Annotated in this window: 27 protein-coding genes and 2 pseudogenes; 10 read left to right on the top strand and 19 right to left on the bottom strand. The window is 57.2% G+C overall.

The window, feature by feature from the left end:
• Positions 1-23: 23 nt before the first annotated feature.
• From EDF82_RS22385 to EDF82_RS22355, 7 genes are all read right to left on the bottom strand, one after another.
• The gene (locus tag EDF82_RS22385) at positions 24-1,619 is read right to left on the bottom strand and encodes an acetaldehyde dehydrogenase (acetylating) (RefSeq protein WP_123757682.1); all 1,596 of its coding nucleotides are present in this window, start codon (positions 1,617-1,619) and stop codon (positions 24-26) included.
• 53 nt (positions 1,620-1,672) lie between these two features.
• Positions 1,673-1,951: a BMC domain-containing protein gene (locus EDF82_RS22380; protein ID WP_015585230.1), complete on the bottom strand. Its 279-nt coding sequence runs from the start codon at positions 1,949-1,951 to the stop codon at positions 1,673-1,675.
• A gap of 14 nt (positions 1,952-1,965) precedes the next feature.
• Positions 1,966-2,250 (bottom strand): BMC domain-containing protein, encoded by a 285-nt coding sequence (locus tag EDF82_RS22375; RefSeq protein ID WP_041143877.1) that lies wholly within the window; start codon positions 2,248-2,250, stop codon positions 1,966-1,968.
• Positions 2,251-2,266: 16 nt separating this feature from the next.
• Entirely contained in the window at positions 2,267-2,545 is a 279-nt protein-coding gene (locus EDF82_RS22370; RefSeq protein ID WP_010634659.1) for a BMC domain-containing protein, read from the bottom strand.
• A 405-nt stretch (positions 2,546-2,950) separates the two neighbouring features.
• Positions 2,951-3,469, bottom strand: coding sequence for a FidL-like protein (locus EDF82_RS22365; RefSeq protein WP_123757681.1), 519 nt, complete (start codon positions 3,467-3,469; stop codon positions 2,951-2,953).
• Positions 3,466-4,302, bottom strand: a complete 837-nt coding sequence (locus tag EDF82_RS22360; RefSeq protein WP_123757680.1) for a winged helix-turn-helix domain-containing protein — start codon at positions 4,300-4,302, stop codon at positions 3,466-3,468. Before EDF82_RS22360 ends, EDF82_RS22365 begins: the two co-directional genes overlap by 4 nt.
• A 63-nt stretch (positions 4,303-4,365) precedes the next feature.
• Entirely contained in the window at positions 4,366-4,950 is a 585-nt protein-coding gene (locus EDF82_RS22355) for a TetR/AcrR family transcriptional regulator (protein ID WP_123757679.1), read from the bottom strand.
• 244 nt (positions 4,951-5,194) lie between these two features.
• Here EDF82_RS22355 and EDF82_RS22350 point away from each other — a divergent pair, with 244 nt between their 5' ends.
• The 3 genes from EDF82_RS22350 to EDF82_RS22340 all read left to right on the top strand — a co-directional run bounded on the left by EDF82_RS22350 (position 5,195) and on the right by EDF82_RS22340 (position 6,383).
• Positions 5,195-5,614, top strand: a complete 420-nt coding sequence (locus EDF82_RS22350) for a FosA family fosfomycin resistance glutathione transferase (protein ID WP_123757678.1) — start codon at positions 5,195-5,197, stop codon at positions 5,612-5,614.
• 192 nt (positions 5,615-5,806) lie between these two features.
• The gene (locus EDF82_RS22345) at positions 5,807-6,094 is read left to right on the top strand and encodes a BrnT family toxin (RefSeq protein ID WP_123757677.1); all 288 of its coding nucleotides are present in this window, start codon (positions 5,807-5,809) and stop codon (positions 6,092-6,094) included.
• On the top strand, positions 6,081-6,383 hold the full coding sequence (locus EDF82_RS22340) for a BrnA antitoxin family protein (RefSeq protein ID WP_123757676.1): 303 nt from the start codon (positions 6,081-6,083) through the stop codon (positions 6,381-6,383). Before EDF82_RS22345 ends, EDF82_RS22340 begins: the two co-directional genes overlap by 14 nt.
• A 243-nt stretch (positions 6,384-6,626) precedes the next feature.
• On the opposite strand, the gene EDF82_RS22335 is transcribed toward EDF82_RS22340, so the two are convergent.
• On the bottom strand, positions 6,627-8,051 hold the full coding sequence (locus EDF82_RS22335) for a PLP-dependent aminotransferase family protein (protein WP_123757675.1): 1,425 nt from the start codon (positions 8,049-8,051) through the stop codon (positions 6,627-6,629).
• Positions 8,052-8,228: 177 nt separating this feature from the next.
• Between EDF82_RS22335 and EDF82_RS22330 the strand changes: the two genes are divergently transcribed.
• From EDF82_RS22330 to EDF82_RS22315, 4 genes are all read left to right on the top strand, one after another.
• The gene (locus EDF82_RS22330; protein WP_123757674.1) at positions 8,229-8,393 is read left to right on the top strand and encodes a DUF1127 domain-containing protein; all 165 of its coding nucleotides are present in this window, start codon (positions 8,229-8,231) and stop codon (positions 8,391-8,393) included.
• Positions 8,394-8,563: 170 nt separating this feature from the next.
• On the top strand, positions 8,564-9,028 hold the full coding sequence (locus tag EDF82_RS22325; RefSeq protein WP_123757673.1) for a MarR family winged helix-turn-helix transcriptional regulator: 465 nt from the start codon (positions 8,564-8,566) through the stop codon (positions 9,026-9,028).
• A 6-nt stretch (positions 9,029-9,034) separates the two neighbouring features.
• Positions 9,035-10,102: an HlyD family secretion protein gene (locus tag EDF82_RS22320; protein WP_123757672.1), complete on the top strand. Its 1,068-nt coding sequence runs from the start codon at positions 9,035-9,037 to the stop codon at positions 10,100-10,102.
• Positions 10,092-11,156 carry a DUF2955 domain-containing protein gene (locus tag EDF82_RS22315; protein ID WP_123757671.1) on the top strand — a complete coding sequence of 355 codons (1,065 nt, stop codon included), beginning with the start codon at positions 10,092-10,094 and terminating at the stop codon, positions 11,154-11,156. Before EDF82_RS22320 ends, EDF82_RS22315 begins: the two co-directional genes overlap by 11 nt.
• Positions 11,157-11,158: 2 nt before the next feature.
• Here the strand turns inward: EDF82_RS22315 and EDF82_RS22310 are convergent, their stop codons facing one another.
• The 5 genes from EDF82_RS22310 to EDF82_RS22290 all read right to left on the bottom strand — a co-directional run bounded on the left by EDF82_RS22310 (position 11,159) and on the right by EDF82_RS22290 (position 14,671).
• On the bottom strand, positions 11,159-11,407 hold the full coding sequence (locus tag EDF82_RS22310) for a DUF3343 domain-containing protein (protein ID WP_123757670.1): 249 nt from the start codon (positions 11,405-11,407) through the stop codon (positions 11,159-11,161).
• On the bottom strand, positions 11,404-12,171 hold the full coding sequence (gene yjiL / locus EDF82_RS22305; protein WP_123757669.1) for a putative 2-hydroxyacyl-CoA dehydratase activator YjiL: 768 nt from the start codon (positions 12,169-12,171) through the stop codon (positions 11,404-11,406). The genes EDF82_RS22310 and yjiL overlap by 4 nt, the downstream gene beginning before the upstream one ends.
• Positions 12,172-12,180: 9 nt before the next feature.
• On the bottom strand, positions 12,181-13,335 hold the full coding sequence (locus tag EDF82_RS22300; RefSeq protein ID WP_123757668.1) for a double-cubane-cluster-containing anaerobic reductase: 1,155 nt from the start codon (positions 13,333-13,335) through the stop codon (positions 12,181-12,183).
• A gap of 109 nt (positions 13,336-13,444) precedes the next feature.
• Positions 13,445-13,684 carry a DUF2164 domain-containing protein gene (locus tag EDF82_RS22295; protein ID WP_123757667.1) on the bottom strand — a complete coding sequence of 80 codons (240 nt, stop codon included), beginning with the start codon at positions 13,682-13,684 and terminating at the stop codon, positions 13,445-13,447.
• Between the two features lie 60 nt (positions 13,685-13,744).
• Complete coding sequence (locus EDF82_RS22290; protein WP_123757666.1) at positions 13,745-14,671, bottom strand: LysR family transcriptional regulator; 927 nt, start codon at positions 14,669-14,671, stop codon at positions 13,745-13,747.
• 222 nt (positions 14,672-14,893) lie between these two features.
• Here EDF82_RS22290 and EDF82_RS22285 point away from each other — a divergent pair, with 222 nt between their 5' ends.
• Entirely contained in the window at positions 14,894-16,126 is a 1,233-nt protein-coding gene (locus tag EDF82_RS22285; RefSeq protein ID WP_123757665.1) for a dicarboxylate/amino acid:cation symporter, read from the top strand.
• Between the two features lie 37 nt (positions 16,127-16,163).
• Positions 16,164-17,354 carry a cystathionine beta-lyase gene (gene metC, locus EDF82_RS22280; RefSeq protein WP_123757664.1) on the top strand — a complete coding sequence of 397 codons (1,191 nt, stop codon included), beginning with the start codon at positions 16,164-16,166 and terminating at the stop codon, positions 17,352-17,354.
• A gap of 43 nt (positions 17,355-17,397) precedes the next feature.
• Here the strand turns inward: metC and EDF82_RS22275 are convergent, their stop codons facing one another.
• The 3 genes and pseudogenes from EDF82_RS22275 to EDF82_RS22265 all read right to left on the bottom strand — a co-directional run bounded on the left by EDF82_RS22275 (position 17,398) and on the right by EDF82_RS22265 (position 20,200).
• Positions 17,398-18,669 carry a DUF445 domain-containing protein gene (locus EDF82_RS22275; RefSeq protein WP_123757663.1) on the bottom strand — a complete coding sequence of 424 codons (1,272 nt, stop codon included), beginning with the start codon at positions 18,667-18,669 and terminating at the stop codon, positions 17,398-17,400.
• 5 nt (positions 18,670-18,674) lie between these two features.
• On the bottom strand, positions 18,675-19,337 hold the full coding sequence (locus tag EDF82_RS22270) for a LysE family translocator (RefSeq protein ID WP_123757662.1): 663 nt from the start codon (positions 19,335-19,337) through the stop codon (positions 18,675-18,677).
• 34 nt (positions 19,338-19,371) lie between these two features.
• Positions 19,372-20,200 (bottom strand): annotated as a pseudogene (locus EDF82_RS22265) (AraC family transcriptional regulator).
• A gap of 231 nt (positions 20,201-20,431) precedes the next feature.
• Between EDF82_RS22265 and EDF82_RS22260 the strand changes: the two are divergent.
• A pseudogene (locus tag EDF82_RS22260) lies at positions 20,432-20,743 on the top strand (ISNCY family transposase); the annotation flags it as partial.
• Between the two features lie 54 nt (positions 20,744-20,797).
• On the opposite strand, the gene yjiA reads toward EDF82_RS22260, so the two are convergent.
• The 3 genes from yjiA to EDF82_RS22245 form a co-directional block, all read right to left on the bottom strand.
• Positions 20,798-21,751: a GTPase gene (yjiA, locus tag EDF82_RS22255; protein ID WP_123757660.1), complete on the bottom strand. Its 954-nt coding sequence runs from the start codon at positions 21,749-21,751 to the stop codon at positions 20,798-20,800.
• An 11-nt stretch (positions 21,752-21,762) separates the two neighbouring features.
• Positions 21,763-21,966: a YbdD/YjiX family protein gene (locus tag EDF82_RS22250; protein ID WP_123757659.1), complete on the bottom strand. Its 204-nt coding sequence runs from the start codon at positions 21,964-21,966 to the stop codon at positions 21,763-21,765.
• A gap of 124 nt (positions 21,967-22,090) precedes the next feature.
• On the bottom strand, positions 22,091-24,241 hold the full coding sequence (locus EDF82_RS22245; protein WP_123757658.1) for a carbon starvation CstA family protein: 2,151 nt from the start codon (positions 24,239-24,241) through the stop codon (positions 22,091-22,093).
• Between the last annotated feature and the right edge of the window lie 90 nt (positions 24,242-24,331).

Here is a 24,331-nt window from a genome sequence, read left to right as displayed (position 1 = left end):
TTTTATCGCCTTATATCAGTGTGTTACTTGCCAAGACGTTCCAGCACCTGGCGGATGACGCGCTCTACGTTTTGCTCGTTAATCTCGCTGTGTTCCCCGGCGGTTGCGGGAACGGCAAAGCGGTCATCGGCCTGGGCATCGTGGGCCACCGCCGCCGGAGCGCGGAAACGTTGGTCGTCGACGATGCTGTGGTGCGGGTTACTGCTCGGGGTGACGATGGCTGGCTGCGGTTCCGGGCGGCTGCCTGGGGCGCGCAGTTCATCAATGGATCGCACGCCGTAGCCTACTTTGCGGATGTTAAGCAGGTTCATCGGCCCGACGTTATCGGAGCTGGAGCCGCCGCCGACCGCGCCGCAGCCGAGGGTCAGCGCCGGGGTAATATTGGTGGTCGCCCCGATGCCGCCCAGCGCCGCCGGGGTGTTGATCAAAATGCGGTTCACCGGTTTTTCGAGACAGAACTGGCGGATTACATCCTGGTTGCGGGTATGGATAACCAGCGTATGGCCGAGGCCTTCGTTGGTCAGCAGCTCCATCACGCGGTGGCAGGCTGCTTTCCAGTCCTCTTCGACATACAGGCCGAGTACCGGGCACAGCTTTTCGCGGGAGTAGGGATTCTTGTGGCAGACGGTGGTCTGCTCGGCGATCAGCACTTTGGTGCTGGCGGGGACGCTGAAGCCGGCAAGCTGGCTGAGATAGAGGGCGGTTTTGCCGACCACTTTCGGGTTAATGGTGCCGTTCGGGCGCAGCAGCAGCGCCGCCATTTTGGCCGCTTCAGCTTCATTCATGAAGTACGTACCCTGGGCTTCCAGCTCACGATGCACTTCATCGTAAATGCAGCGTTCGACGATGATCGACTGCTCAGAAGCGCAGATCACTCCATTATCGAAGGTTTTACTGGTGATAATATCTTTCACCGCATGGTGAATATCGGCGCTACGTTCGATAAAGGCCGGGCCGTTCCCCGGGCCGCCGCTGATGGTCGGCGTGCCGGAAGCGTAGGCCGCCCGCACCATGCCTTCACCGCCGGTGGCGAGGATCAGTGAGACCTCTTTGCTGTGCATCAGCTCAGAGGTGGCATCCAGCGTCAGTTCGGTGATGCCGCTGACGCAACCGGCCGGTGCACCTGCCGCTTCGGCGGCGCGGGCGACGATCTCAATCGCTTTCCAGCTGCACTGGCGTGCCCCCGGATGCGGGGAGAAGATAATCGCGTTGCCGGCTTTCAGGGCGATCAGCGTTTTATAGATCACGGTAGAGGTCGGGTTGGTCGACGGGACCAGCGCACAAATCACGCCCAGCGGCACGCCCACGTCCATCACTTTTTTAAGCGGATCGTCATGAATGATGCCGACGGTCTTCATATCTTTGATGGCGTCGTAGACGCGCAGCGAAGCGAAACGGTTCTTCAGCACTTTGTCCTGCCAGTTGCCGAACCCGGTTTCTTCCGCGGCCATTTTCGCCAGCGTTTCGGCGTGGTGCGCTGCTTCCTGGGCCACGTTTTTCACGATGGCGTCGATTTGTTGCTGCGAAAAGGTGGCCAGAATCGCCTGAGCCTTTTTGGCGTTGCGCACCAGTTCCCGCGCGTTCTGGCGGGACTGCAAATCGTTATCCAGTTCAATCATGAGTCTATCCTTCATCAGACGAAAAGAGTGGGGACGGGGCGCGCCCTGTCAGGTCATGCCTTGTGCTGCGACGCGATTTTTTCGATATCGTTGTGCGGGCGGGCAATGACGCGAGAGGTGACCACTTCGCCGATGCGTTTGGCCGCTTCCACGCCGGAGTCAACGGCAGCGTTAACGGCGCCGACATCGCCTTTCACCATCGCGGTGACCAGACCGGAGCCGACGTTTTCATAGCCAATCAGCTCGACGTTGGCGGCTTTGCACATCGCATCTGCTGCTTCAATGCAGGCCACCAGACCTTTGGTTTCAATGAGACCAAGTGCTTCTTTCATCATGTTGTCTCCCGTTATTCCGCGACTTTGTAATGCGCGACGATTTTGTTGATGTCGTTATGTGGACGGGCGATAACCAGTGAGGTCACCACTTCCCCGATGCGCTGTGCGGACTCCACGCCGGAATCCACCGCCGCCTTGACCGCGCCGACATCGCCTTTCACCATCGCGGTGACCAGCCCGGAGCCGACGTTTTCATAGCCAATCAGCTCGACGTTGGCGGCTTTGCACATCGCATCTGCCGCTTCAATGCAGGCCACCAGACCTTTGGTTTCAATCAGACCTAATGCATCACCCATTTGCGTTCTCCCGGCCTTAAGCCTTGTGTTTAATGACGATTTTGTTGATGTCGTTATGCGGACGGGCGATAACCAGCGAGGTCACCACCTCGCCGATGCGCTGCGCCGATTCCACGCCGGAATCGACCGCGGCTTTGACGGCGCCGACGTCGCCCTTCACCATGACGGTGACCAACCCGGAGCCGATGTTTTCATAGCTAATCAACTCGACGTTGGCGGACTTGCACATCGCATCCGCCGCTTCAATGCAGGCCACCAGGCCTTTGGTTTCAATAAGCCCCAATGCATCACCCATGGTGATTTCCTCCAGAACAGGTTTTGTGATTCGGGAAAACCGTCCGCGTAACGGCGTCAACACGCGGTAGCGGCGTTCGAAAGTCACTATAGGGCGTAGGGAGATAAGTGAAATTTAAATTCACCAGGCGGCTGTTTTTAGTTTTTTGTTCTGCTATTTAGCGTTTGCGAACGCTGTATTTATCTGTTTGTGCTGATTTGTCGTGAAGGATTTGGCGCTGGATATGGCGGTTTTTGCTTCGCAGAAGCGGGCGATGGGGAATGTTAACGGGATGCTAATTTATTGCGGAGGAGGGGTAATTTAACCCTCTTTAAAGTGTGGCTATGATCGTGTTTTTTCGCGGAGGCTGAAAGCAAAAAGTGCGCTTTTCGGACGCGGGGCGGCGAGCAATATTGCGTGGCGGGATTAATCGAGCTGGCTGCCGGATTTCAGGGTGCAGACAAACAGCGGCGAATTGATGGAGCTGAGCAGGATCGCTTTCTCGTTGAGCTTCTGGGCATTGAGAAACAGGCCGTCATGGCTGTCGGACATCTCACGCATAAAGTAGGCAAAGATAACGTCCGGGGACTCGTCGATGGATGAGGCGCTGGATTCCCACTTGCTGATGCGGTAGTGACGCTCGGTGGGGGAGATGCGTTGGCTGCTGTAGTTAAATTTGACGTAGCGTTGCAGATAGAGCCAGCCGGCGGCGGAGTCGGTATAACCCTCCACGACCATTGAGCCTTTCCCGCCGGCGGCAAAATTGAAATGAATATTGCCGTTAACGTTCTCTTTATCCATGTTCTCGAAACGCATGATGGCTTTGGTCGAGCAGCTCATCACGCCCTCTTTTTCTACAGGCAGCAGTTTCCAGGTGCTGACGCCGGCGGCGGCGATAAACACCAGGGCGGAGAAGGCGAAGAAGGAGCGTGGCGCGAGTTTCATTGCGGCTTCCAGGAGTAGTAGAAATAGTTATCGCAATAGCTGAACGGGTTGTCTTCATGCATGGCGCAGTGGGCGAGGAACACCCGGCCGAGGCCGTTGGTTTCCAGCCTGTCGCCGTAGAAAAAGACAAAGCGTTCGCCGGGCTTACACTCCAGCTTCAGCCGTTGGCGCACTTCATCAAAATTGGCGCCGTAGGCGGTGCCCGATACGGAGCGCAGCATCTCGTCACTGGCCAGCAGCTCACACTGGCTATGGCGCATCTGGGTCAAAGTAATCGGCCGGGGCGGCGCATGGCCGACGAAAGCGCTTATCACCAGCAGCAGGGCGATGACCAGCAGGCAGACGCCGGCAAGGTACCAGCAGGTCCCCCGGCGATGGCCCGGCGGGGGCGTTTTTTGTGTTTCTGCCAGCGGTGTGCCGGGCTGTAGGGGCGGTTGCGCATCTGGCACGTGATTCACCTCAGCAGCGGCGGTAGTCGTTGCTGGTGGTATCGCCGGCGCGGCGTCCATGAGGTCGATGGTGATCTCGGGATTCAGCTGCAACATGCCGCGCGACACGGTGACGATGATGTTATCGATATCGTAGTGGCGGAAGGTTTTACGCAGCATGCTCAGATACTGGTTGAGGTTGCTGTTGGATGAGGTTAACCCGTTGTCATCCCATACTTTTTTCAAGACCTCATTGCGGCTGATAACGCCGGTGTGGCACAGAAAATAGTACAGCAGCGCGCTGGCGGTGATGGACAACTGGCTGTCTGGTTCATTGCTCCCCGGGAGGGTGAGGGTGCCGTCCGTTGCATCATAAATCAGACTGGCATTGATGTTGTAGCGCATCGCGGCCTCGATCTCAGCGCCTGTCTCATCAGGCTATGTTGTTATCAGTCTGGCGCGACAGCCTCACGCCGGCAGCGTCATTCTCGTCAGATCGCTCACTAGCGACTGGCGATGATCGGCGTTCATGGTTGGTCCCTCCGTCAGCTCTGACAGCCAGATGCCGTCTGCCGCATAGCGCACCAGGGTACCAGTGTGGCTGTTATCCAGCGCATCGCCCTGTGCCAGGTGGGCCAGCATCCAGTCACGCCAGCATTTTCGCAGTACCGGCTCATCCGGCATGGCCAGCGACAGCACCATCAGCTGACGGCTTTCGTGGGTTCCGGTCAGCTCGGGAGCGGACAAATAGTGCAGATAAGCGCGTGTAAAGCGGCCATAAGAGAGATTATCTGCCGCCATCAGTTCTGAAATAGCCTCTTCCATAATGGCCAGCAGGCGGGCGAACAGGGCAAAGATCAGCGCCTGCTTGTTGGGGAAGTGATGCAGCAACCCGCCTTTACTGACCCCGGCCTCGCGCGCGACGGCGTTCAGCGAGAGCGAGGCGATGCCATCCCTGCCGGCAATCATTGCCGCCGATTCCAGCAGCTGCTGATGCAGACGCGCGGGATCTTTTTTCCGATGCTGAGTTTCCGTATTCATGGGCGGGATCATACCGACCAGACGGTATGATTATTCTTGATAGCGATCAAGATGAGGGCCAGCGTGATGACGTGGATTGTCGTTATTGCGCGGAGGCTCACAAATCGTCATATAAATCACGGTGATATCTGCGGCATTATCAATATCTGTTTATTTTGCTGCCATATTTCCGCTTTATGCTGGTGGAGAGGAATGGATTGGACAGGCTGATGCGCTGGCTGCGCCAGCAGATTGTGAGGTCATGAGAGGATAAGTCATGTTAAGCGGATTGAATCATCTGACCCTGGCGGTCAGCGAACTGGCGTCGAGCATCGTGTTTTATCAGCAGCTGTTAGGGATGAAACTGCACGCCCGTTGGGACAACGGCGCCTATCTCTCCTGCGGCGATCTGTGGCTGTGCCTGTCGCTGGACCCGCAGCGGCGTGTGACCCCACCGGAAAAGAGCGACTACACCCATTACGCATTTAGCGTCGCCGAAGCCGATTTCGCCGGGTTTGCCGCGCGACTGGAGGTGGCGGGCGTGGCGGTGTGGAAGGTGAACCGTAGCGAAGGAGCATCGCATTACTTCCTCGACCCCGACGGCCACAAGCTGGAGCTGCACGTCGGCAGCCTTACCCAGCGCCTGGCGGCGTGTCGCGAGCAGCCCTATAAAGGCATGGTGTTTTTTGACGAGTGAAGGGAAGCACGTCGCGGCAGAACCGGTGAGCGCCACTCCCCGGAGGCGGCGCTTCGCGCCTTGTCCGGGCTACCAACGGCGGGGCATCTTTACACTTTCCATGATGTAAATGTGAGGTTATTTCCAACACGAACAGTATAATCGCCAGATAATTGTATATACTTTTTCGTATATACAACCAGGACGGATGTTATGCCTTTAGAGTTTGAATGGGATGCAAACAAGGCAACGAGCAATCTAAGAAAACATGGGATCCGGTTTGAGGAAGCGATGTTGGTTTTTGACGATCCGCGCCATCTCACCCGCCAGGATCGTTATGAAAACGGTGAATATCGGTGGCAAACCATAGGCCTTGTTCATGGGATCATCGTTATCCTGGTTGCGCACTCGATCCGTTTTGAAAGTGGTTCCGAGGTTGTTCGAATAATCAGTGCCCGGAAGGCCGACAGCAAAGAGAGGAATCGTTATGAGCGTGGTTAAACATAAAGGCGATAATCCGGCTGTGATGACGGCCCAGCGGGAAGCTGAGCTTAACGCGCTGGCAAACAAAACGGATGATGACATTGATTACAGCGACATTCCCGCTTCAGATGATGAGCAGTGGTCAGATGCGGTACGCGGTAAATTCTATCGGCCGCTAAAAACCCAGGCCTCGGTGCGCATTGATGCCGATGTGATGGAGTGGCTTAAACGCCCGGGAAAAGGTTATCAAACGCGATTGAACGCGATTTTAAGAGAAGCGATGATTCGCGACCTTAACAAGAAATAACCTGTCCCCGGAGCTTGTCCGGGCTACTAACGGCGGGGCATCTGTAACCCCGGTAAGCACAACTCCCCGGAGGCGGCGCTTTGCGCCTTGTCCGGGCTACCAACGGCGGGGTGTCTGTCGCCCCGGTAGGCACAGTCCCCCGGAGGCGGCGCTTCGCGCCTTGTCCGGGCTACCAACTACCAACGGTGGGGTATCTGTAGCCCCGGTAAGCGCAGCGCAACCGGGGTTCAATATGCGATAGCCTTATTCTGGCGCCTGTTCCATCGCGACTTTTACCGCCATTCCCAACTGGACCATCACCTCGCGGTGCTTTTCAACCGGCGGCAGTGCGCAGTTGATTCGCAGACAGTTACGGTATTTCCCTGAGGCTGAAAACAGCGATCCCGGCGCGACCTGGATTTTCATGCGGCACAGCTGCTGGGCGACGCAGACCATATCGACATGTTCAGGCAGCTCCACCCACAGCATATAGCCGCCTTTCGGGCGGGTGACGCAGATCCCGCAGGGGAAATATTCCCGCAGCCAGCAGGTGTAAATCTCCATGTTGCGCTGGTAGATCTGGCGCATACGCCGCACGTGGCGGTGGTAGTGTCCTTCACGAATAAAGGTGGAGGCCGCCAGCTGCGTGGAGGGAACGTTGGTACCGCTGGCGGCGTATTTCATCTGCAGCAGACGATCGTAATAGCGGCCCGGCGCGATCCAGCCGATGCGTAGACCCGGTGCGATAGTCTTGGTAAACGAGCTACAGAGAATTACCCGACCGTCGATATCCCAGGAATGGATCGTACGCGGACGCGGGTAATCGGTGGCCAGTTCGCCATAAATATCATCCTCAAATATCACAATATCGTGGCGCTGAGCGAGGGTCAGGATCGCGCGTTTACGGGCATCCGGCATGATAAACCCCTGCGGGTTGTTGCAGTTAGGCACCAGGATCACCCCTTTGATCGGCCACTGCTCCAGCGCCAGTTCCAGCGCTTCGATACTGATCCCGCTGTCCGGATCGGTCGGGATCTCGATGGCTTTGATCCCCAGCCCGCGTAGCAACTGCATCGTGCCGTAATAGGTGGGTGATTCGACGGCGACGATATCACCGGGCTGGCACACCGACAGCAGGGCCAGAGACAGGGCGTTGTGGCAGCCGCTGGTCATTATCAGATCGTTGGCGGTGACCACGGAACCACCGTCGAGCATCAGGCGGGCAATCTGTTCCCGCAATTCGCGACGCCCCGCCAGTTCGTCATAGTTGAGCACTTCGCTGAGATTATGCTGTATCACCCGGCTGAGTTCGCGCCAGAGTGGTTTCAGGCTGGGCTGGGTGACATCCGGTGAGCCGCCGCCGAACGGAATTATCGATTTGTCATTACGCGCGTCGAGCATGGTCAGCACCTGATCCCACTGGGTGATCTCGACCGGGCGCTGCACCGGACGCGACATCGGCGGCACCGGCGGCTGGGCCTTACGCGGGGCGACAAAATAGCCGGAGCGAGGCTGCGGGGTGATCAGCCGCTGCTGTTCCAGGGTCTGGTAGGCCTGCTGGACGGTACTGATGCTGACGCCGTGCTCCTGACTCAGATTGCGCACCGAAGGCAGCTTTTCGCCGTCGCGATACAGACCTTGTTCTATACGTTCCGCCAGCAGATTGGCCAGATGTTGGTAACGCGTCATGCTGTATCCCTTGTTGTCGCCATACAGATAAATAAACCAGTACAGATGGGTGGAGAAAACGCCACGCAGATACCGTTTTAGCCAATCTGTATGTTAAAGAAAAGTGTTTTGTGCATCTGTATTGTTGGGCCTCGGATCCGTGAAGATAAAGCCTCTGGCAAGGTGAGGAGGTGGAGTATGGAATTTCATGAGAACCGGGCAAGACAGCCGTTTATCGGCTTCATTTTGATGGGGCGGATGATCAGAAAATGGTGGATCAGGCAGAGAACGCGGCGGGTATTGCAGCGAATGAGCGACGAACAGCTGAAGGACGTAGGATTGCGGCGGGATCAGGTCAATTAAAAAATGCGATCTGGCTGGTCCCCCCGGTAAGCGTAGCGCCATCGGGGGATTCCCTGATGGCGGCGCGAATGCATTCACAATATTTATCAATTGATGCTGCCATGTCGGCTGTTTCTTGATACTTACCCTGATAAGTATTATTTTCTTCTCAGCTTACTGAGGAAAGAAACATGACCGAAGACGAACTGTTCGCCCGCCGCCCGATGGGGATGCGGATGGCGATGGTAGTACGCCAGTGGCGTGCGACCATCGACGCTGCCATCACCGATACCGGCCTGACTCAGTCAAGCTGGACGGTACTGATGCAGCTGCATCAACTGGGGTGCAACGTTTCGGTCAGCGAACTGGCGGAAGTGCAGGGCATTGAACTGCCGCCGCTGATGCGCACCCTCACGCAGCTTGAAAACCAGGGCTACCTGGTGCGTTCAACCTCTCCCTATGACAAACGCATACGTCTGCTGACGCTCACGGCGGAAGGTCGCTCGACGCTGGAAACGCTGAACCGCGTGATTGAGGTTTATCAGGCCCGCGTCACCCGCACCATTCCCGAGGCTGACCTCGAGACTTTCAGTGCCACATTAAATCAAATCGCCTGCAATTTGCGGACAATCCGCGAAGAAGATAACAAGATCTAACACACTATGATGACGCCAGAACAAAAGTTTGCCCGCTGGGTAAGGGTGAGTATTGCCGCTTTCCTTGCCATATTCGCCTGGTTTATTGTTGCCGATATCTGGATCCCGCTGACGCCGGATTCAACCGTGATGCGGGTGGTGACGCCGGTATCGCCTCGGGTCTCCGGCTACGTATCCCAGGTCTATGTCCACAACAATAGCCAGGTGAAAAAAGGCGATCTGCTCTATGAGCTGGATCCCACGCCGTTTATCAACAAAGTCCAGGCCGCGCAGATTGCCTTTGAACAGGCGAAGCTGAGTAACCAGCAGCTGGATGCGCAGATTGCCGCCGCGCGTGCCAACCTGCGCACGGCGCAATACACCGCCCGCAACGATAAAGTGACCCTTGACCGCTATCAGCGCCTGAGCACCATGCAAAACGTCTCGCAATCGGATCTGGATAAGGTGCGCACCACCTGGCAGACCAGCGAGCAATCGGTCAGCGCGCTGAATGCCAGCATTCAGAACCTGCTGATCCAGCGCGGAGAGCGCGACGATAGCCGTAACGTGACGCTGCAAAAATACCGCAACGCGCTGGAAGAGGCGCAGCTCAATCTGGGCTGGAGTAAAGTCCATGCGGAAACGGACGGGATGGTGAGCAACCTGCAGCTCAATCCGGGCCTGTATGCCACGGCCGCCACGCCGCTGCTGGCGCTGGTCAGCAACCATACCGATATCGTCGCCGATTTCCGCGAAAAAAGCCTGCGCCATACCGCCGTAGATACCGATGCCGCCGTGGTCTTTGACGCCCTGCCGGGCAAGGTGTTTCCGGCACACGTTACCAGCAGCGACGCCGGGATTTTAGCCGGTCAGGAAGAGGTCAACGGCCAGCTCTCGCAGCCGGAGCAATCCACGCGCTGGGTGCGTGATGCCCAACGTATGCGTATTCATGTGGCCCTCGATGCGCCGCTGGAGAAAGCGCTGCCGACCGGTGCGCGAGCCACGGTACAGCTCTACAACAGCGACGGGCCGTTCGCCCGCACCTTTGCTGGCCTACAGATCCATCTGGTGAGCCTGCTGCATTATGTCTATTAATACGCTGGCGCGCGTCTTCACCCCGCACGGCAATATCGTCTACACGGCGAATGATTTCCGCCAGACGCTGCGTATCGCCTTTGCCGGGATGATATCGCTGAGCATATCGACCTTCTACGACGTGCAGTACGGCGTTTTCTTCGTGGTCTACCCGCTGATGCTGCTGTCGCTGGTGCCGGTATTCAACCGGCACGTCGCCAGGCAGTTTATCTTCAGTGCGGCGGTGAACTGCGTTGAAATGGTGCTGATCGTCGGCTATTTGTCGCAATGGCCGATTGTTATGACGCTGGTGGTGTTTGGCCTCTACGTGATGCGTTTTCGCTTTATGAGCCAGGGTCCGCTGTTCCTGCTGGGGTCGATGGGCGTGGTCTGTCAGAGCACCATGCTCAACTTTATGAGCTATACCAGCAGCAACTGGCACACGCTGCTGTTCTCGAATATGGAAGCCTGCGTGATGGCGGTGGCGCTCAGCGCCTTGATGAATTACCTGATCCCCGACGTCGAACCGCGTAAGCCGCCGCCGAGGATCGAGAAAGATGCCGCCCGCGTGCGCCACGAATCGCTCCTCTCCGGCACCGTTGCGACCCTGATTTTTGTGGTCTTCCAGATGTGCGATCTTAGCGATTCTCTCTCGGCGCTGATGGCCGGGATCCTGATTTTATTCCCGATGCACTATCGCGGCGCGGTGATCAGTTCGGTGTGGCGTGTGGTGGGGGTGGTGCTCTCCTGCCTTTATATCCTGGTGGTGCAGCTGCTTATCTACGATTTCAGCAACCATATGGTATTGATGATGCCGCTGATTGGCCTGGGCCTGGCCTTTAGCGCCCGCCTGCATGTGATGGAAAAGGTCGGCGCCGGGGTGGGCTTTGCCAGTATCACCACCATCGGGATTATGTTCGGCCAGAACCTGCATCCGGACCAGGATCTGATCTTCAGCGATCTCTACCGCATCACTTCGGTGACGACATCGCTGATCGTGACCCTGACGCTGGTCTTTCTGGTCCACCGCATCCTCAACTGCTTTGCCCCGACGCGTTTTATCTTCAGCGAATAGCTTCAGGCCGGCCAGGTCGATACACAGCGCCATTCGTCGTCATCGTGGCGATAAATGGCGGCCGTCTGGCCGGGGATAACCCAGCGGGTTTCTTCCCCCAGTGGGCAATGCAGCAGGATGCACAGCCCGCAGCCGCTGCGCAGCTGGCGCGGAATATCCTGCACCTGAAAGGGGATGTCCGCCGCCTGCAGGGCTTTGCGGGTCCGGACCACGCCCACCGTCGAATGGAATAAAAACAGATGCGCCGTCATCGTTGCCGCCTCTGGCGCTGGCCGATGCAGGCGGCGCCCACGGCGCCGGCGAACTGGGCATCCGGGTGGCGGTGCACCGTCATGCCGAGATGGTTTTCCAGCATGCGGGCAAAGGTCGCGCAGTGGCTGACGCCGCCGGTAAACAGCAGCGGCCCCTCGGTCGACAACCGGGCGATAAAATGGGCGCTGCGTCTGGCCATGGCGTTAACCACACCGGCAAGAATCGCTTCCGGCGAAACGCCCACCGAGCGCAGGCTGATCACTTCCGATTCGGCGAAGACCGTGCACATGCTGGTGATGGCGTGAGGCGCGACGTCCTCGATGATGGTATCCAGTTGCTCCACGCTGGCGCCGAGGGTGCGGGAAATGACGTCGAGAAAGCGCCCGGTCCCCGCCGCGCATTTGTCGTTCATCAGGAAATCGCTGAGATTGCCGGCGTCATCTAACTGGATAACCTTGCTGTCCTGACCGCCGATATCAATCACCATGCGGGTTGCCGGAGCCAACAGACGCGCTCCAAGCCCATGACAGGAAATTTCCGTCACCTGCTTATCGGCAAAATCCACCAGCTGGCGGCCGTAGCCGGTTAAGGTCAAAAAAGGGCGTTCGGCCAGCCCGGCGCTGAGGGCCTCCCACGCGTCGACAATGGCGTCGGCGGGGCGAAACGGCGTCGGGCAGATGAAACGGCGCTGAATCACGCCGTCAGCCAACAGGATGCCTTTGGTCGTCGTGGAACCTGAATCAATACCTACTGTAAACACCACAACCCTTCCTTAGAGCATCTCAATAAACGCCGCGACGCGGGTGCTGAGCTGGCCGATATCAGCCGTTGAATAGTCGGTTTCAATCGCGATATAGGGAATGTTGTGCTGCTGGCGGACGTGGCGTTTAATCGCCAGCGATTCCACCGCATAGGTGTGGCAGGCTTGTAAAATCACGTCCACGACGCCATCCGCCTGGTACTCCTCGACCATCTGGCTGAGCAGGGTCAAGCGCTGGTCGTTGGGCGAGATGCAGGAGCAGCCGATGGCGAGGTATTTGTCGGTCAGGGCGTCGTAGACGTCGCCGGTCTCATCCACGCAGCGTTCGGTGGCCTTGGCGCCGGTGCAGTTTTCAAAGCCGACCACCCAACCGCCATGCTCTTCGATGGCGCGCACCACTTTTTCGGCCGCGCCGCCAATCGGGCAGCCGGTGATGAGGATCCGCGGGCGCGGCGCCAGCCGTGTGCTGCCAGACTGCCACTGCTGACGAACCTGCTCAGCCATGGCGTTAAGCTCGTCGATCAGTGCCGTTTTGTCGAAACGAAAGGTCGCGCCGTAGACCACTTTCAGTATGTCGCTGCCGCTGAGCGCGGGCGGATTCAGTTGCCCGACGCGGTAGAAATTCGCCAGCGCCCGGCGCTCGCGGTTCTTGAGCGCGACGGCTTCACGCAACGCTGCTTCAGTCACCGGCGTGCCAAAACGCGCTTCCACCGCCTGCTGCAAACGCACAATTTCCGCCTTCCACAGCGCGCGGGAAGCGGCATCGCTGGCGCTGTTTGGCAGCTGCATCACGTGGACCGCTTTAAATTCCGCCATGTATTCATACATTTTCTTTTTGCCGTCGCAGGTCGTTTCGCCGACCACGAGGTCCGAAAAGTAGAAGTAGGGGCATTTGTCCGTTTTGCCAAAGCCATAGCTGCTTTTAATTAGCGGACAGAGATTGCGCGGCAGGTCTTTTTCCGCCTCTTCGATGGTTTCGTCGGAGGTGGAGCACAGCGAGATAACGACGGCGCCCGCCGCCATCGGGATCTCCTGGGGCATAAAGGTGCAGTAGGTCCCCACCAGCGGAATATTGCGCTCTTTGAGTTCCATCACGGTAAGAAAGCCCTTCTGACGGGCTTCGGAGAACTGATCAAAAATGGCGGGCAGGTCGGTAATAAGCGACATGGTTTTCCTTCCCCGTACACGGGAGATGATGAAAGTGTTCGCATTATAACCATGATAATAGTGTGTGTTTGTTGATCTCCCGCCCATGTCGAGCTATCGCGCCATCGCGCTAATAGACTTTTTTCAAATCCATCTCTTCCTGAATGCGTTCGCTGTAGGCGACATGGGTGCGAATCGCCTCTTCAATGCCGGCGTTATAGAACATTGGCCCCAGCTCTTTCGCGATAAAATCGACAAAGAATTCTGCGTCAAACTGCTCCAGTTCAAGGTCAAAATTCTTTTCGCAGTAGGCGCATAGCTTTTCGCGTAACAGGTCGCGTTCGGCGGAGGTCAGGTTGATGTCAGCCATTTTTAGCTCCTTAAAAGGGGTCTGAAGTCACCATAAAATACGGATCGCAGGAGGCTGGCGCTAGTGCGGGATCCAACTGTCCCATGCCGGCACCGGGCCTAATTCTGCCACCAGAAAATCGATAAACGATCGTACCTTAGGATTGCTGTATTTGCTGGGGAAATAGAGCGCATACAGGGTATGCGTTTCGCAGGTAATGGTGCCATCGAGGATCAGCGGCGTGACCTCTTCTTTCTGAATATGATCGCCGATCAAATAGGTAGGAAGGTAGGCCACACCCTGATCTTCAAGGACCGATTTTAAGAGCACCAGGCTGCTGTTGGCCTGGATCGGCATGTGCAGCTTCAGCTGATGCAGACGATCCTGCTCATCGGCCACCTTCAGGACTGGCGTCAGACCGGGGTACACCAGGCAGTCATGATTCACCAGATCGCTGCGTCTTACGGGCATGCCTTTCTTCGCAAGGTAGCCTGGCGATGCGCAATAGGCCCAGCGGATGGGGACCAGCTTGCGCATGGCGTAGTTTTGCGGCGGGGCGGTGGAAATACGTAAGGCGATGTCAAAATCGGTGTCATTGAGATTGACGAAATTATCGTTCAAATCGATATAGAGATTCACATCGGGATATTGCTGACGATATTTATCCACCAGGTTGACCAACCGGGAGTAACCAAAGGCAATAGAACAGGTAATACGTAATTCACCCTGCGGACTGTGATAATAGCCGGAGGTGGTATTTAAGGTGTCATCAAACTCTTTTAGTAACTTATTGGCGCGATTAAACAAATATTGCCCGGCATCGGTCAGGGTAATACTGCGGGTGGTGCGTTTAATTAAGGTGGTTCCCAGAGTATCTTCCATCGCGGAGAGGCTTTTGCTGACCGCCGAGGGGGAGACGTTAAGCTGTGCGGCGGCTTCTGATAGTCCTCCGCAGTCGACAATCTTAATAAAAAACTCCAGGTGCTTTAACGAGACAGGATTGCTCATTCTTTCCTTTAATTCACAAGTGATTTGCAAAAACGGTACGAATGAGCCGTTACATTCGCGTGTAAATCATGTGACTATTGAATCACAGGAAACAACTTGCTGGCAAAATGAAAAAATAACAAGTTAAGTGAGTTGCATCACAAAATAAAAGGAGGCGGCCCAGAAAGTTATTACTTTGTGAATTTCATCTCATCAATATAATTTTAATTAAAGGTACCGGTTATGTGGTCACGACTCGAACCCTACAAATCTTCTATTATTTTATTAATTGCTCTGGTGATTGGCGGCCTGACAGGTATTTACGCCCCGGGGCTGGCTGGTAAACTGCAACCGATAGGTCAGATATTCCTCAACCTGTTATTTATGATTATTGTTCCGCTGGTGGGTATCAGCGTGATGTCGTCGATTGCCAGTATGACCGACCTGAAAAGGCTGGGGCGTATTATGGCGATTATCTTTATTGTCTCGATCGCGATGGCGTTTATTCCGGCAGCAGGTATCGTGGCGCTGGCGTTATGGTACAACCCGGCGCAGGGCGTCACTATCGATCTCTCGCAGTCGGTACAGGCGGGCAGCGGGCAGATGGATTTTGTCAGCATGATTACCACCAGCGATTTTATTGGGCTGTTTTCGAAGTCCAATATTCTGGCGCTGATCGTGATGGCGATTATTGCCGGCGTCGCCATTGGGCAATCTGAGCAGGCGGGTAAACGCATCGCCTCGCTGCTGGAAGATGCCAATACCGTCATTATGAAGATTGTCTCGATCATTATGAAAGTCGCGCCAATCGGCCTCGGCTGCTACTTCGCCGCGACGATGGCCAGCCAGGATTCCGGGCTGTTGCTGACCTTTGCGCGGGCGATTGGCCTGTTTATGGTGGCCACGCTGGTCTATTTTATCTTCGGGTCCATTTTATATTCCTGGATCGGGGGCGGCATACCGGCAGTGAAGGCGTTCTGGCGCAATGCGGTGGAACCTTCTGCGACCGCGCTCGGAACCTGCTCCTCATTAGGGACGCTGCCCGTCACGCTGCGCGCCGGTAAAGCGATGGGCATTAACCCGGAAATCGTCGATGTCTCTATTCCGCTGCTGGTGAATCTCAATAAGGGCGGGGTGGCGATGATTGCCGCGCTGAAGATCGTCTTTATCTATTCGGTGCTGGGGATGGAATTCACCACCGAAACCTTCTTCCTGACCATGCTGATCGCCGTGCTTTCCGCCATCATCGTCGGCGGTGTGCCGGGCGGGGCCTTCCTCGGGGAAATTTTTATTGTCACCACGCTGGGACTGCCGATGGAAGCGATCCCGATGCTGGTGGTGCTCGGCACCATCACCGATGCCCCGGCTACCCTGATCAACGTAATTCATGATTTGAACGCCGCGCAAATTGTGGAGCGCTTCGCCGGAAAAAAGCAGGCACACACTGAGCTGAATTCCACGGCGGCTGCCGCATAAATTTGCCCACGGATAAAAGGATGTCACAGGAGACGTTATGAACAAGAAACTCAAACTCGACACGCAGTTAGTTATCGCCGGACGCGACAAGCGCTACACCCAGGGCGCGGTGAATCCGGTTATCCAGCGCGCCTCTTCACTGGTCTTTGAGACGGTGAAAGACAAAAAATTCGCCACCGCCAATCGTGCCAACGGCGAGTTGTTTTACGGCCGCCGCGGGACCTACACCCATTTTGCGTTTCAGCAGGCAATGAGCGAGCTGGAAGGCGGCGCGGGCTGCGCGCTTTATCCGTGTGGCGCTGCGGCGGTGACCAATGCCATTCTGGCGTTTGTACAAAGCGGCGACCATATCCTGATGACCGGCGCGGCCTATGAACCGACGCAGGATTTTTGCAATAAGATCCTCAGCAAATTCAACGTAGAAACCACCTATTACGATCCGTTGATCGGCGCAGACATTACTCGCCTGCTGCGCCCTGAAACGAAAGTGGTCTTTCTGGAGTCCCCCAGCTCGATCACCATGGAAGTACAGGATGTACCGGGCATGGTGCAAGCGATCCGCGCGGTGAATCCGGAGATCGTCATCATGATCGATAACACCTGGGCGGCAGGCGTGCTGTTCAGGGCGTTGGATCTCGGCGTGGATATCTCTATTCAGGCAGGCACCAAGTACATCGTTGGCCATTCGGATGCGATGCTGGGGACGGCGGTGTCCAACGCCCGCTGCTGGGATCGTTTACGCGAAAACTCCTACCTGATGGGCCAGACGCTGGATGCCGACACTGCCTATAACGGCAGCCGTGGGTTACGCACGCTGGCGGTGCGTCTTAAACAACATGAAACGAGCAGCATCCAGATCGCGCGCTGGCTGTCGGCGCGACCGGAGGTGGCTCGGGTGAATCACCCGGCGCTGGCCGAATGCCCCGGACACGCCTGTTTTCAACGTGACTTCACGGGCAGTTCAGGTTTGTTCTCTTTCATCCTGAAAAAACGGCTGACCGACGAGCAACTGGCGGCGTTTCTCGATAACTTTACCTTGTTCCATATGGCCTACTCCTGGGGCGGGTTTGAGTCACTGATTCTGGCGAACCAGCCGGAGGAGCTGAACAGCATTCGCCCGGCCGGGGATGTTGATTTCAGCGGGACGCTGATCAGGGTACATATCGGGCTGGAAGATGTTGATGACCTGATTGCCGATCTGGATGCTGGCTTTACCCGCATCGGCTAACTGCAGGGCCCTGCCAGCGCGGCGGGGCCACCGTTTTGGTCGCTTAATGCAGGAACAGCGCCGGGATCTGCGAGAGCAACCACAGGACCAGGCCGATGCTGCCGCCGACCAGGGTGCCGTTGATGCGGATATACTGCAGGTCTTTGCCGATATTGAGTTCAATCTGCCGCGACATATCCCGCGCGTCCCAGCTCTTCACCGTATCGCTGATATGACGGGTCAGGAAGGTGGCGAACTCCGGAGCAACCCGATGGGCCGCCTGCTCAAGGTGTTCGTTCAGCGATTCGCGCAGCGCCTCATCATGGATTAACGTCTCGCCGAACCACTGCCCGGCATCGGCAATCCGCTGCTGGATCCGCGAGTCATCACTGCTGACATCGTTTTTAATCCATGCCCGCAGGTCGGCCCATACCTCGCCGAGATAGCGGTTAAAGGTCTCATCATTTTTCAGCCAGGCCTTCATGTTCTCCGCTTTTTCCGCCATCAGCGGATCGGTTTTCAGGTTGTCGATCAGTTTCAACGTCGCCCGATCGAAGGCCTGACGGATCTGATGGCTGCGATCCTGGGTGACCTCGTCGAGTAGCGTATTCACCGCATCGGTGACCATTTCAGCGCTGTGCTCGCCCAACCATTCGGTGGGCAGGATTTTGGCCTTCAGCGGGTGTTCGGTCTCCAGCCAGCGGACGATCCCGCGGGCCACAAAGGCGCGCGAGCTGTCGCGCTGTAACAGGGCGATAAGCTGGGAAATCAGCGAGTCCAGCAGCTTCTGATGGCGGTTATTGCGAGTTAATCCCTCCAGCATCATGGCGCTGGTCTGCGTCAGGTCGACCTTATCGATGGCCTTATGCACCGCCCGGCGCAGCAGGCGCTGAATGCGGGCGTCGTCGGTCAGTTCCAGAAAACCGCTCATCACCTGTAGCAGGTGATGGCCCACCCGCCGGGCGTTTGCCGGCTGGCTGAACCAGTTGCCGAGCATCAGGGCCGGCTCATAGCGGCGGATCAGCGCCACCAGCGATGGGGTATCGAGAAACTTCTCCTGCACGAAATAGCCGAGGTTATCGGCGATCCGGTCTTTGTTGCGGGGAATGATCGCCGTATGCCGGGAGATAAACGGCAGCGGAATCGGGCGAAACAGCGCCACCACCGCAAACCAGTCGGCCAGCGCTCCGACCATCGCCGCTTCGGAGACAGCCTTCAGCGCGCTGACCCACGGCGTCGGTGGCAGCAGCAGCGTGGTGATAAAAATGGCGACCGCAATCAGCAGTAGCGACAGCGCCAGCAGTTTGGCGCGTTTCAGTTCAGCGAGTTTTTCCATAGGCTTTAAGCATATAACCTGACGGCGGACTCGTGCAAAAACTGCCACACAATCCACAGGCCAAAACCTGTCAGGACCGCGCCCGCCGTCCGCTCGACGCGCCAGATCACGCCGGATAAGCGATGCTGGACTGGCCCCAGCGCCATCAGCGAGACCAGCAACAGATCCCATATCAGCACCACGCTGACCATCCAGATGCCGCAGCTTGTCTGCTGGAGCAAGGTGACATCGGGACCGAGCAGCGAGGTCATTAATGCCAGATAAAACAGGACGTTCTTGGGATTGAGCAGCGATGAACCCAGCCCCAGCAGCAGCTGTTTACCCGGCGAGGGACGGCAAGCGCGCGCGGCCTGCCACTCCAGAGTGGCCGGGGCGCTTTTCAGCAACTGGCGGCCAATCCACAGCAGGTAGGCCGCGCCCAGCAGTTCAACCACCGTAAACAGCAGCGGAGCCTGACGCAGTACGCCCCAGCCGATAATCGCCAGCACAATGTACAGCCCGTTGCCGACGGCGATGCCAAGGCACAGGCCGACGCTGCCGCGCAGGCGATAGCGCAGGGCGTAACCCATCAGCAAAAAGAAATCGGGTCCTGGGCTGAGCAGGGCAACGAAGTGGGAGAGCGCCAGCGCCGGAAAGGCGGGCGGGAAAAGCGACGTTAACATATCCATAGCGACCTCTGAACAAATCAGTGGTCAGCCTACGTCAGAGAAAACATGACTTATTGTTTGATATTGATCGGTCTTGCGGCGTACTGACGCGGGGTGGCGGCGGTATAGCTGACAAAGGTTTTATGGAAGTGGCTCTGGTCGGCAAAACCGGCCTGATAGCCGACGTCGGCGATCTCATCCCCGGCGCGCAGCCGCGCTTTGGCAAATTCGATGCGCGTCATGTTCATATAACTGGCGGGCGTCAGGCCGGTATCCTGCTTGAAGGTGCGGATCAGCGTCTCTTTACGCAGGGCGAACTCGTGGGCCAGGACATCGAGTGAAGGCGGGGCTTGCGGGTCAGTCGCCAGGCGATGAAAAAGCTGCGAGCTGGTGTCGCGCAGCGGCGGCACGTCGGTGGGGGACAGCGGCAGCGAGCGAAGCAATTGCGCCACCAGCGCGGGCAGCTCTGCCGTTTGCTGCTGCGTCATCAGGGTCACTATCTGCTGATAGCGCTCGAAAAGCTGAGGGTCCCGGATCACCGGTTGCGGCGCATGCAGTTGCGTCTGGCGCGGGAGAGGCGGCAGCTGCTGCAGGCACCACGTCACGTCGAGATACAACATATGGTAGCTGCGTGGCCGACCGTCGCACGGGTTACAGCTGTGTGGAGCGTCGGCCGGGATAACGATCAGATCGCCCGGCTGCAGCAGATACGTTTGCCCGTCGCACTGGCAGCAGGTTTCCCCGGCGATAATGGCCCCCAGCGACAGCTGCGGATGGCGATGGCGTTTATAGGCCTGACGGCTATGCCGGGTGCTGCGCAGCTCCAGCCAGGGCAGTGTCTCGTCGCGCCAGAAGGTCTGCGCAATATCACGGGTGTGGCTCACGGCACGCTCCTGTGCTGAGGGGATGGCTCGTTTATAGCACGCCTGCCCGGGGCTGTCTTCGGTCTGTTTTGGTGAATATCTGCGAGCAGGCTGCAGAAAATATGCCGTGATTACCGCCGGGGAAAAAGCGTTTCCAGCCCGGCTCGCAAACCCTGAAACGGTGAGGTGTATTAAGGCTTGCTGGCAGGTAGAGTCGTGGTAACTTTTCGTCCCTTGGTTAAGGAATATACTAATGACAGCCAGTTGAAAACGCTGTTTAATTACCTGGTGTATTCCGGCGATACTCGCCGTTTTGGCCAGTTTATTCAGGAACTTGCCCGACGGGTACCGCAACACAAGGAGGAGCTGATGACGATTGCGGAAAGACTTCGTGAAGCAGGACGCCGAAAAGGAAAGCAGGAAGGGCGGCTTGAAGGGCGGCTCGAAGGCCAGCGTGCGGAAGCGGTGCGTATTGCCCGCACCCTGCTGGCGGAAGGACTTGCGCTGGAGAGGGTTCTGCGAATTACCGGCCTGCCCAAAGAGGAGATTACCGGATCGCGATGACCGGGCGATATTCGCCCGGAAGCCACGATAGCTGCCGCAGGTTGTGAGCGGTTATCAACGCAAGCCGGCAAACGCCGCGCGGATCTCTTCTTCCGGCAGATTAATGCCGATAAACACCAGCGTACTGTGTGGCGTTTCGTCACCCCAGGGGCGGTCCCAGTCGGCGCTGTACAGGCGCTGGACGCCCTGGAAAAGCAGGCGGTTCGGCTCGCCATCAACCCACAGCATCCCTTTATAGCGCATCAGCTGTTCGGCGAAAGAGAGCAGCAGGTTTTCCATTACCCTGGAGACTGCGCTGATATCGACCGGGTAATCCAGCTCGACCACGATAGAGGCGACGTCGTTCTGTTTATCAGCCATAAAGTGGAAGCGCGGTTTATTGTTGACCACGTTCTCTTCCAGCATAAAGCCGCTAGTATTAAACAGCAGGCTCAGATCGATATCACCGTGGGTGACGGTATATATCGGCGCCCGGGCGTTGATGCGCGTCAGCCGTTCACGTAAGGCGTCGCTGTTGCCTGCGACGTCGGTTTTGGTCAGCAGAATACGGTCGGCATAGCCCACCTGCGACTGGGCAATGGTGAACTGGCTCATCTGCTGATCCGCATGGACCGCATCCACCAGCGCAATCACGCCGTCCAGCAGATAGCGCTCGCACAGTATCTCATGGGAGAAAAAGGTCTGAATAATCGGGCCGGGGTCGGCCATGCCGGTGCACTCAATCACCAGCCGGTCAAAATCAATCTCGCCGCGATCGCGGCTGTCGAGCAGGTCGAGCAGCGCATCTTCCAGCTCGTTCGAGCGGGTGCAGCAGATGCAGCCGTTAGTCAGGGTTTTGATCTGGGTGGCGCGGTCGCCAATCAGCTGATCGTCTACCGCGACTTCACCAAATTCGTTTTCAATGACGGCAATCTTAAACCCGTGCTGTGCATTGAGAATATGGCGCAGCAGGGTGGTTTTTCCCGCGCCAAGAAAGCCGGTCAACAGGGTCACTGCAATCGGTGCCATTTTGCCTCCATTTAACAGCAGCGCACGCCACCTTTGCCGTCACCGCCGTAGCGGGCCTGCTGGCGTTCGCGAAAGAATTCATCGTAGGTCATGTACGGCTTATCCGGATGGGTGGCTTTCATGTGTTCGACATAATTATCGTAGTCCGGAATGCCAATCAGCATCTTCGCCGCCTGACCGAGGTATTTTTTTGCCTGACCCAAGTTACCAAACATAGTGCCATCCAGATATACCCTTTTGTCTTTCGGGCGGCATCTGCGTTACCGCCTTGATACCGCCCGAAATCCATTGGATATAAAGATAAAACCCGGTGCAATCAGCTGCACCGGGCATGAGGGGTTAGTGATGCGAAGAGGTCTTCACGCCACCTTCCGGTACCGGTACGTACGGCGTCTCTTTATCGGTGCGCACTTTGTTGTTACGCACGTTGATCCAGGTTTTGATGCCGTAGAAGATGATGCTGTAAACCACCACCAGGAACAGAATGCTTAACCCGGCGTTGGTGTAGTTGTTCACTACGATATGGTTCATGTTGGCAATCTGCTGCGCGCTCAGTTCACCGCCGGCGGCAATCTTCTCTTTGTACTGCTGAGCCATAAAGAAGAAGCCTTCCATCTGCGGGTTGGTGCTGAACAGTTTCAGACCCAGCGCCCAGGTGGTGCACAGCAGCAGCCATGCGGCTGGGATCACGGTGACCCAGATGTATTTAGTACGCTGCATTTTGACCAGCACCACGGTACCCAGCACCAGCGCCACGGCTGCCAGCATCTGGTTCGAGATACCAAACAGCGGCCACAGGCTCTTGACGCCGCCGAGCGGGTCGACAACGCCCTGATACAGCAGATAACCCCACAGGCCTACGCAACCAGCGGTGCCGACAATCCCGGCCACCAGCGAGTCGGTTTTCTTGAGGAACGGCACGAAGTTACCCAGCAGATCCTGGAGCATAAAGCGACCGGCACGGGTACCGGCATCCAGTGCGGTGAGGATAAACAGCGCTTCAAACAGAATACCGAAGTGGTACCAGAAGCCCATATCCGCCATCGGGATGATTTTGTGGAACACGTGGGCGATACCGACGGCCAGCGTTGGTGCGCCACCTGCGCGGTTCAGTACCGACGGTTCGCCGATATCTTTCGCCGTTTGCAGGATCTGCTCAGGGGTGATGACGAAGCCCCAGGAGCTGACGGTTGCCGCCGCATGCACGGTGACTTCTTTCAGTTGCGCAGCAATCATTGCCGCATTTTCGCCACCCATTTCGTGCAGGTTCGGCATCACAATGCCCAGACCGGCCGGCGGGGTGTTCATCGCAAAGTAGAGGCCCGGTTCAATGATAGAGGCTGCGACCAGCGCCATCACCGCCACAAAGGACTCCATCAACATGGCACCGTAGCCGATAAAGCGGGCGTCGGTTTCATTCGCCAGCAGCTTCGGCGTAGTGCCGGATGCGATCAGCGCGTGGAAGCCAGAGACCGCACCACAGGCGATGGTGATAAACAGGAACGGGAACAGCGCGCCTTTCCACAGCGGACCGGTACCATCGATGTACTGAGTCACTGCCGGCATTTTCAGGTCCGGGTTGAGGATAACGATCCCCAGCGCCAGGCCGACGATAACGCCGATTTTCAGGAAGGTCGCGAGGTAGTCACGCGGTGCCAGAATCAGCCATACCGGCAGCAGCGCGGAGATAAACGCATAGCCAATCAGGGTGAAGGTGATGGTGGTGTCTTTAAAGGTCAGCGCCGGGCCCCAGTACGGGTCGTGGGCAATCACACCGCCGAAATAGATAGAGGCCACCAGCAGCACGATACCAATCACCGACACTTCGCCCACGCGACCGGGGCGCAGGAAGCGCATGTAGATCCCCATAAACAACGCGATCGGCACGGTTGAGCAGACGGTAAAGACGCCCCACGGGCTCTCTGCCAGCGCTTTTACTACGATCAGCGCCAGTACCGCGAGGATGATGATCATAATCAGGAAGCAGCCAAACAGGGCGATAGAACCCGGAATCGGCCCCATCTCTTCTTTGATCATTTCCCCGAGGGATGACCCGTTACGGCGCGAGGAGATAAACAGCACCATAAAGTCCTGCACTGCCCCCGCCAGCACCACGCCCGCCAGCAGCCACAGGGTGCCGGGCAGGTAGCCCATTTGCGCGGCCAGCACCGGGCCGACCAGCGGACCTGCCCCGGCAATAGCGGCAAAGTGGTGGCCGAACAGCACGTAGCGGTTGGTAGGAACGTAGTTCAGCCCATCGTTGTTGATGACCGCCGGCGTCGCGCGCGTGGGGTCAAGCTTCATCACCTTCTGGGCGATGTACAGGCTGTAGTAGCGATAGGCCACCAGATAGACGGAAACCGACGCCACGACAATCCACAGGGCACTGACGTGCTCACCGCGGCGCAGGGCGACGACCGAGAGGCAAAATGCCCCGATGATTCCAAGAATCACCCAGGGTATATGTTTAAAGAGTTTTTTTGTGTCCATAGTAGACCCGGTTTTTTGATTAATAACTGGCCGAAACCGTTTAAGGTTGAGTAATGTTTGCGGAGGTATTGATTGCTCTGTCAGAGGGCA

Origin of the sequence: Klebsiella sp. BIGb0399, assembly GCF_003752615.1 — a bacterium.
GTDB lineage: Bacteria > Pseudomonadota > Gammaproteobacteria > Enterobacterales > Enterobacteriaceae > Klebsiella > Klebsiella lignicola.
The sequence above is the reverse complement of the archived record's forward strand: the minus strand, read 5'-3'. Positions and strand labels throughout refer to the sequence as shown.

Bases quoted from the DNA above. Each gene is read 5' to 3' on its own strand.
- EDF82_RS22385 (WP_123757682.1), bottom strand. From the start codon at position 1,619: ATGATTGAACTGGATAACGATTTGCAGTCCCGCCAGAACGCGCGGGAA.
- EDF82_RS22380 (WP_015585230.1), bottom strand. From the start codon at position 1,951: ATGAAAGAAGCACTTGGTCTCATTGAAACCAAAGGTCTGGTGGCCTGC.
- EDF82_RS22375 (WP_041143877.1), bottom strand. From the start codon at position 2,250: ATGGGTGATGCATTAGGTCTGATTGAAACCAAAGGTCTGGTGGCCTGC.
- EDF82_RS22370 (WP_010634659.1), bottom strand. From the start codon at position 2,545: ATGGGTGATGCATTGGGGCTTATTGAAACCAAAGGCCTGGTGGCCTGC.
- EDF82_RS22365 (WP_123757681.1), bottom strand. From the start codon at position 3,469: ATGAAACTCGCGCCACGCTCCTTCTTCGCCTTCTCCGCCCTGGTGTTT.
- EDF82_RS22360 (WP_123757680.1), bottom strand. From the start codon at position 4,302: ATGCGCTACAACATCAATGCCAGTCTGATTTATGATGCAACGGACGGC.
- EDF82_RS22355 (WP_123757679.1), bottom strand. From the start codon at position 4,950: ATGATCCCGCCCATGAATACGGAAACTCAGCATCGGAAAAAAGATCCC.
- EDF82_RS22350 (WP_123757678.1), top strand. From the start codon at position 5,195: ATGTTAAGCGGATTGAATCATCTGACCCTGGCGGTCAGCGAACTGGCG.
- EDF82_RS22345 (WP_123757677.1), top strand. From the start codon at position 5,807: ATGCCTTTAGAGTTTGAATGGGATGCAAACAAGGCAACGAGCAATCTA.
- EDF82_RS22340 (WP_123757676.1), top strand. From the start codon at position 6,081: ATGAGCGTGGTTAAACATAAAGGCGATAATCCGGCTGTGATGACGGCC.
- EDF82_RS22335 (WP_123757675.1), bottom strand. From the start codon at position 8,051: ATGACGCGTTACCAACATCTGGCCAATCTGCTGGCGGAACGTATAGAA.
- EDF82_RS22330 (WP_123757674.1), top strand. From the start codon at position 8,229: ATGGAATTTCATGAGAACCGGGCAAGACAGCCGTTTATCGGCTTCATT.
- EDF82_RS22325 (WP_123757673.1), top strand. From the start codon at position 8,564: ATGACCGAAGACGAACTGTTCGCCCGCCGCCCGATGGGGATGCGGATG.
- EDF82_RS22320 (WP_123757672.1), top strand. From the start codon at position 9,035: ATGATGACGCCAGAACAAAAGTTTGCCCGCTGGGTAAGGGTGAGTATT.
- EDF82_RS22315 (WP_123757671.1), top strand. From the start codon at position 10,092: ATGTCTATTAATACGCTGGCGCGCGTCTTCACCCCGCACGGCAATATC.
- EDF82_RS22310 (WP_123757670.1), bottom strand. From the start codon at position 11,407: ATGACGGCGCATCTGTTTTTATTCCATTCGACGGTGGGCGTGGTCCGG.
- EDF82_RS22300 (WP_123757668.1), bottom strand. From the start codon at position 13,335: ATGTCGCTTATTACCGACCTGCCCGCCATTTTTGATCAGTTCTCCGAA.
- EDF82_RS22295 (WP_123757667.1), bottom strand. From the start codon at position 13,684: ATGGCTGACATCAACCTGACCTCCGCCGAACGCGACCTGTTACGCGAA.
- EDF82_RS22290 (WP_123757666.1), bottom strand. From the start codon at position 14,671: ATGAGCAATCCTGTCTCGTTAAAGCACCTGGAGTTTTTTATTAAGATT.
- EDF82_RS22285 (WP_123757665.1), top strand. From the start codon at position 14,894: ATGTGGTCACGACTCGAACCCTACAAATCTTCTATTATTTTATTAATT.
- metC (WP_123757664.1), top strand. From the start codon at position 16,164: ATGAACAAGAAACTCAAACTCGACACGCAGTTAGTTATCGCCGGACGC.
- EDF82_RS22275 (WP_123757663.1), bottom strand. From the start codon at position 18,669: ATGGAAAAACTCGCTGAACTGAAACGCGCCAAACTGCTGGCGCTGTCG.
- EDF82_RS22270 (WP_123757662.1), bottom strand. From the start codon at position 19,337: ATGGATATGTTAACGTCGCTTTTCCCGCCCGCCTTTCCGGCGCTGGCG.
- yjiA (WP_123757660.1), bottom strand. From the start codon at position 21,751: ATGGCACCGATTGCAGTGACCCTGTTGACCGGCTTTCTTGGCGCGGGA.
- EDF82_RS22250 (WP_123757659.1), bottom strand. From the start codon at position 21,966: ATGTTTGGTAACTTGGGTCAGGCAAAAAAATACCTCGGTCAGGCGGCG.
- EDF82_RS22245 (WP_123757658.1), bottom strand. From the start codon at position 24,241: ATGGACACAAAAAAACTCTTTAAACATATACCCTGGGTGATTCTTGGA.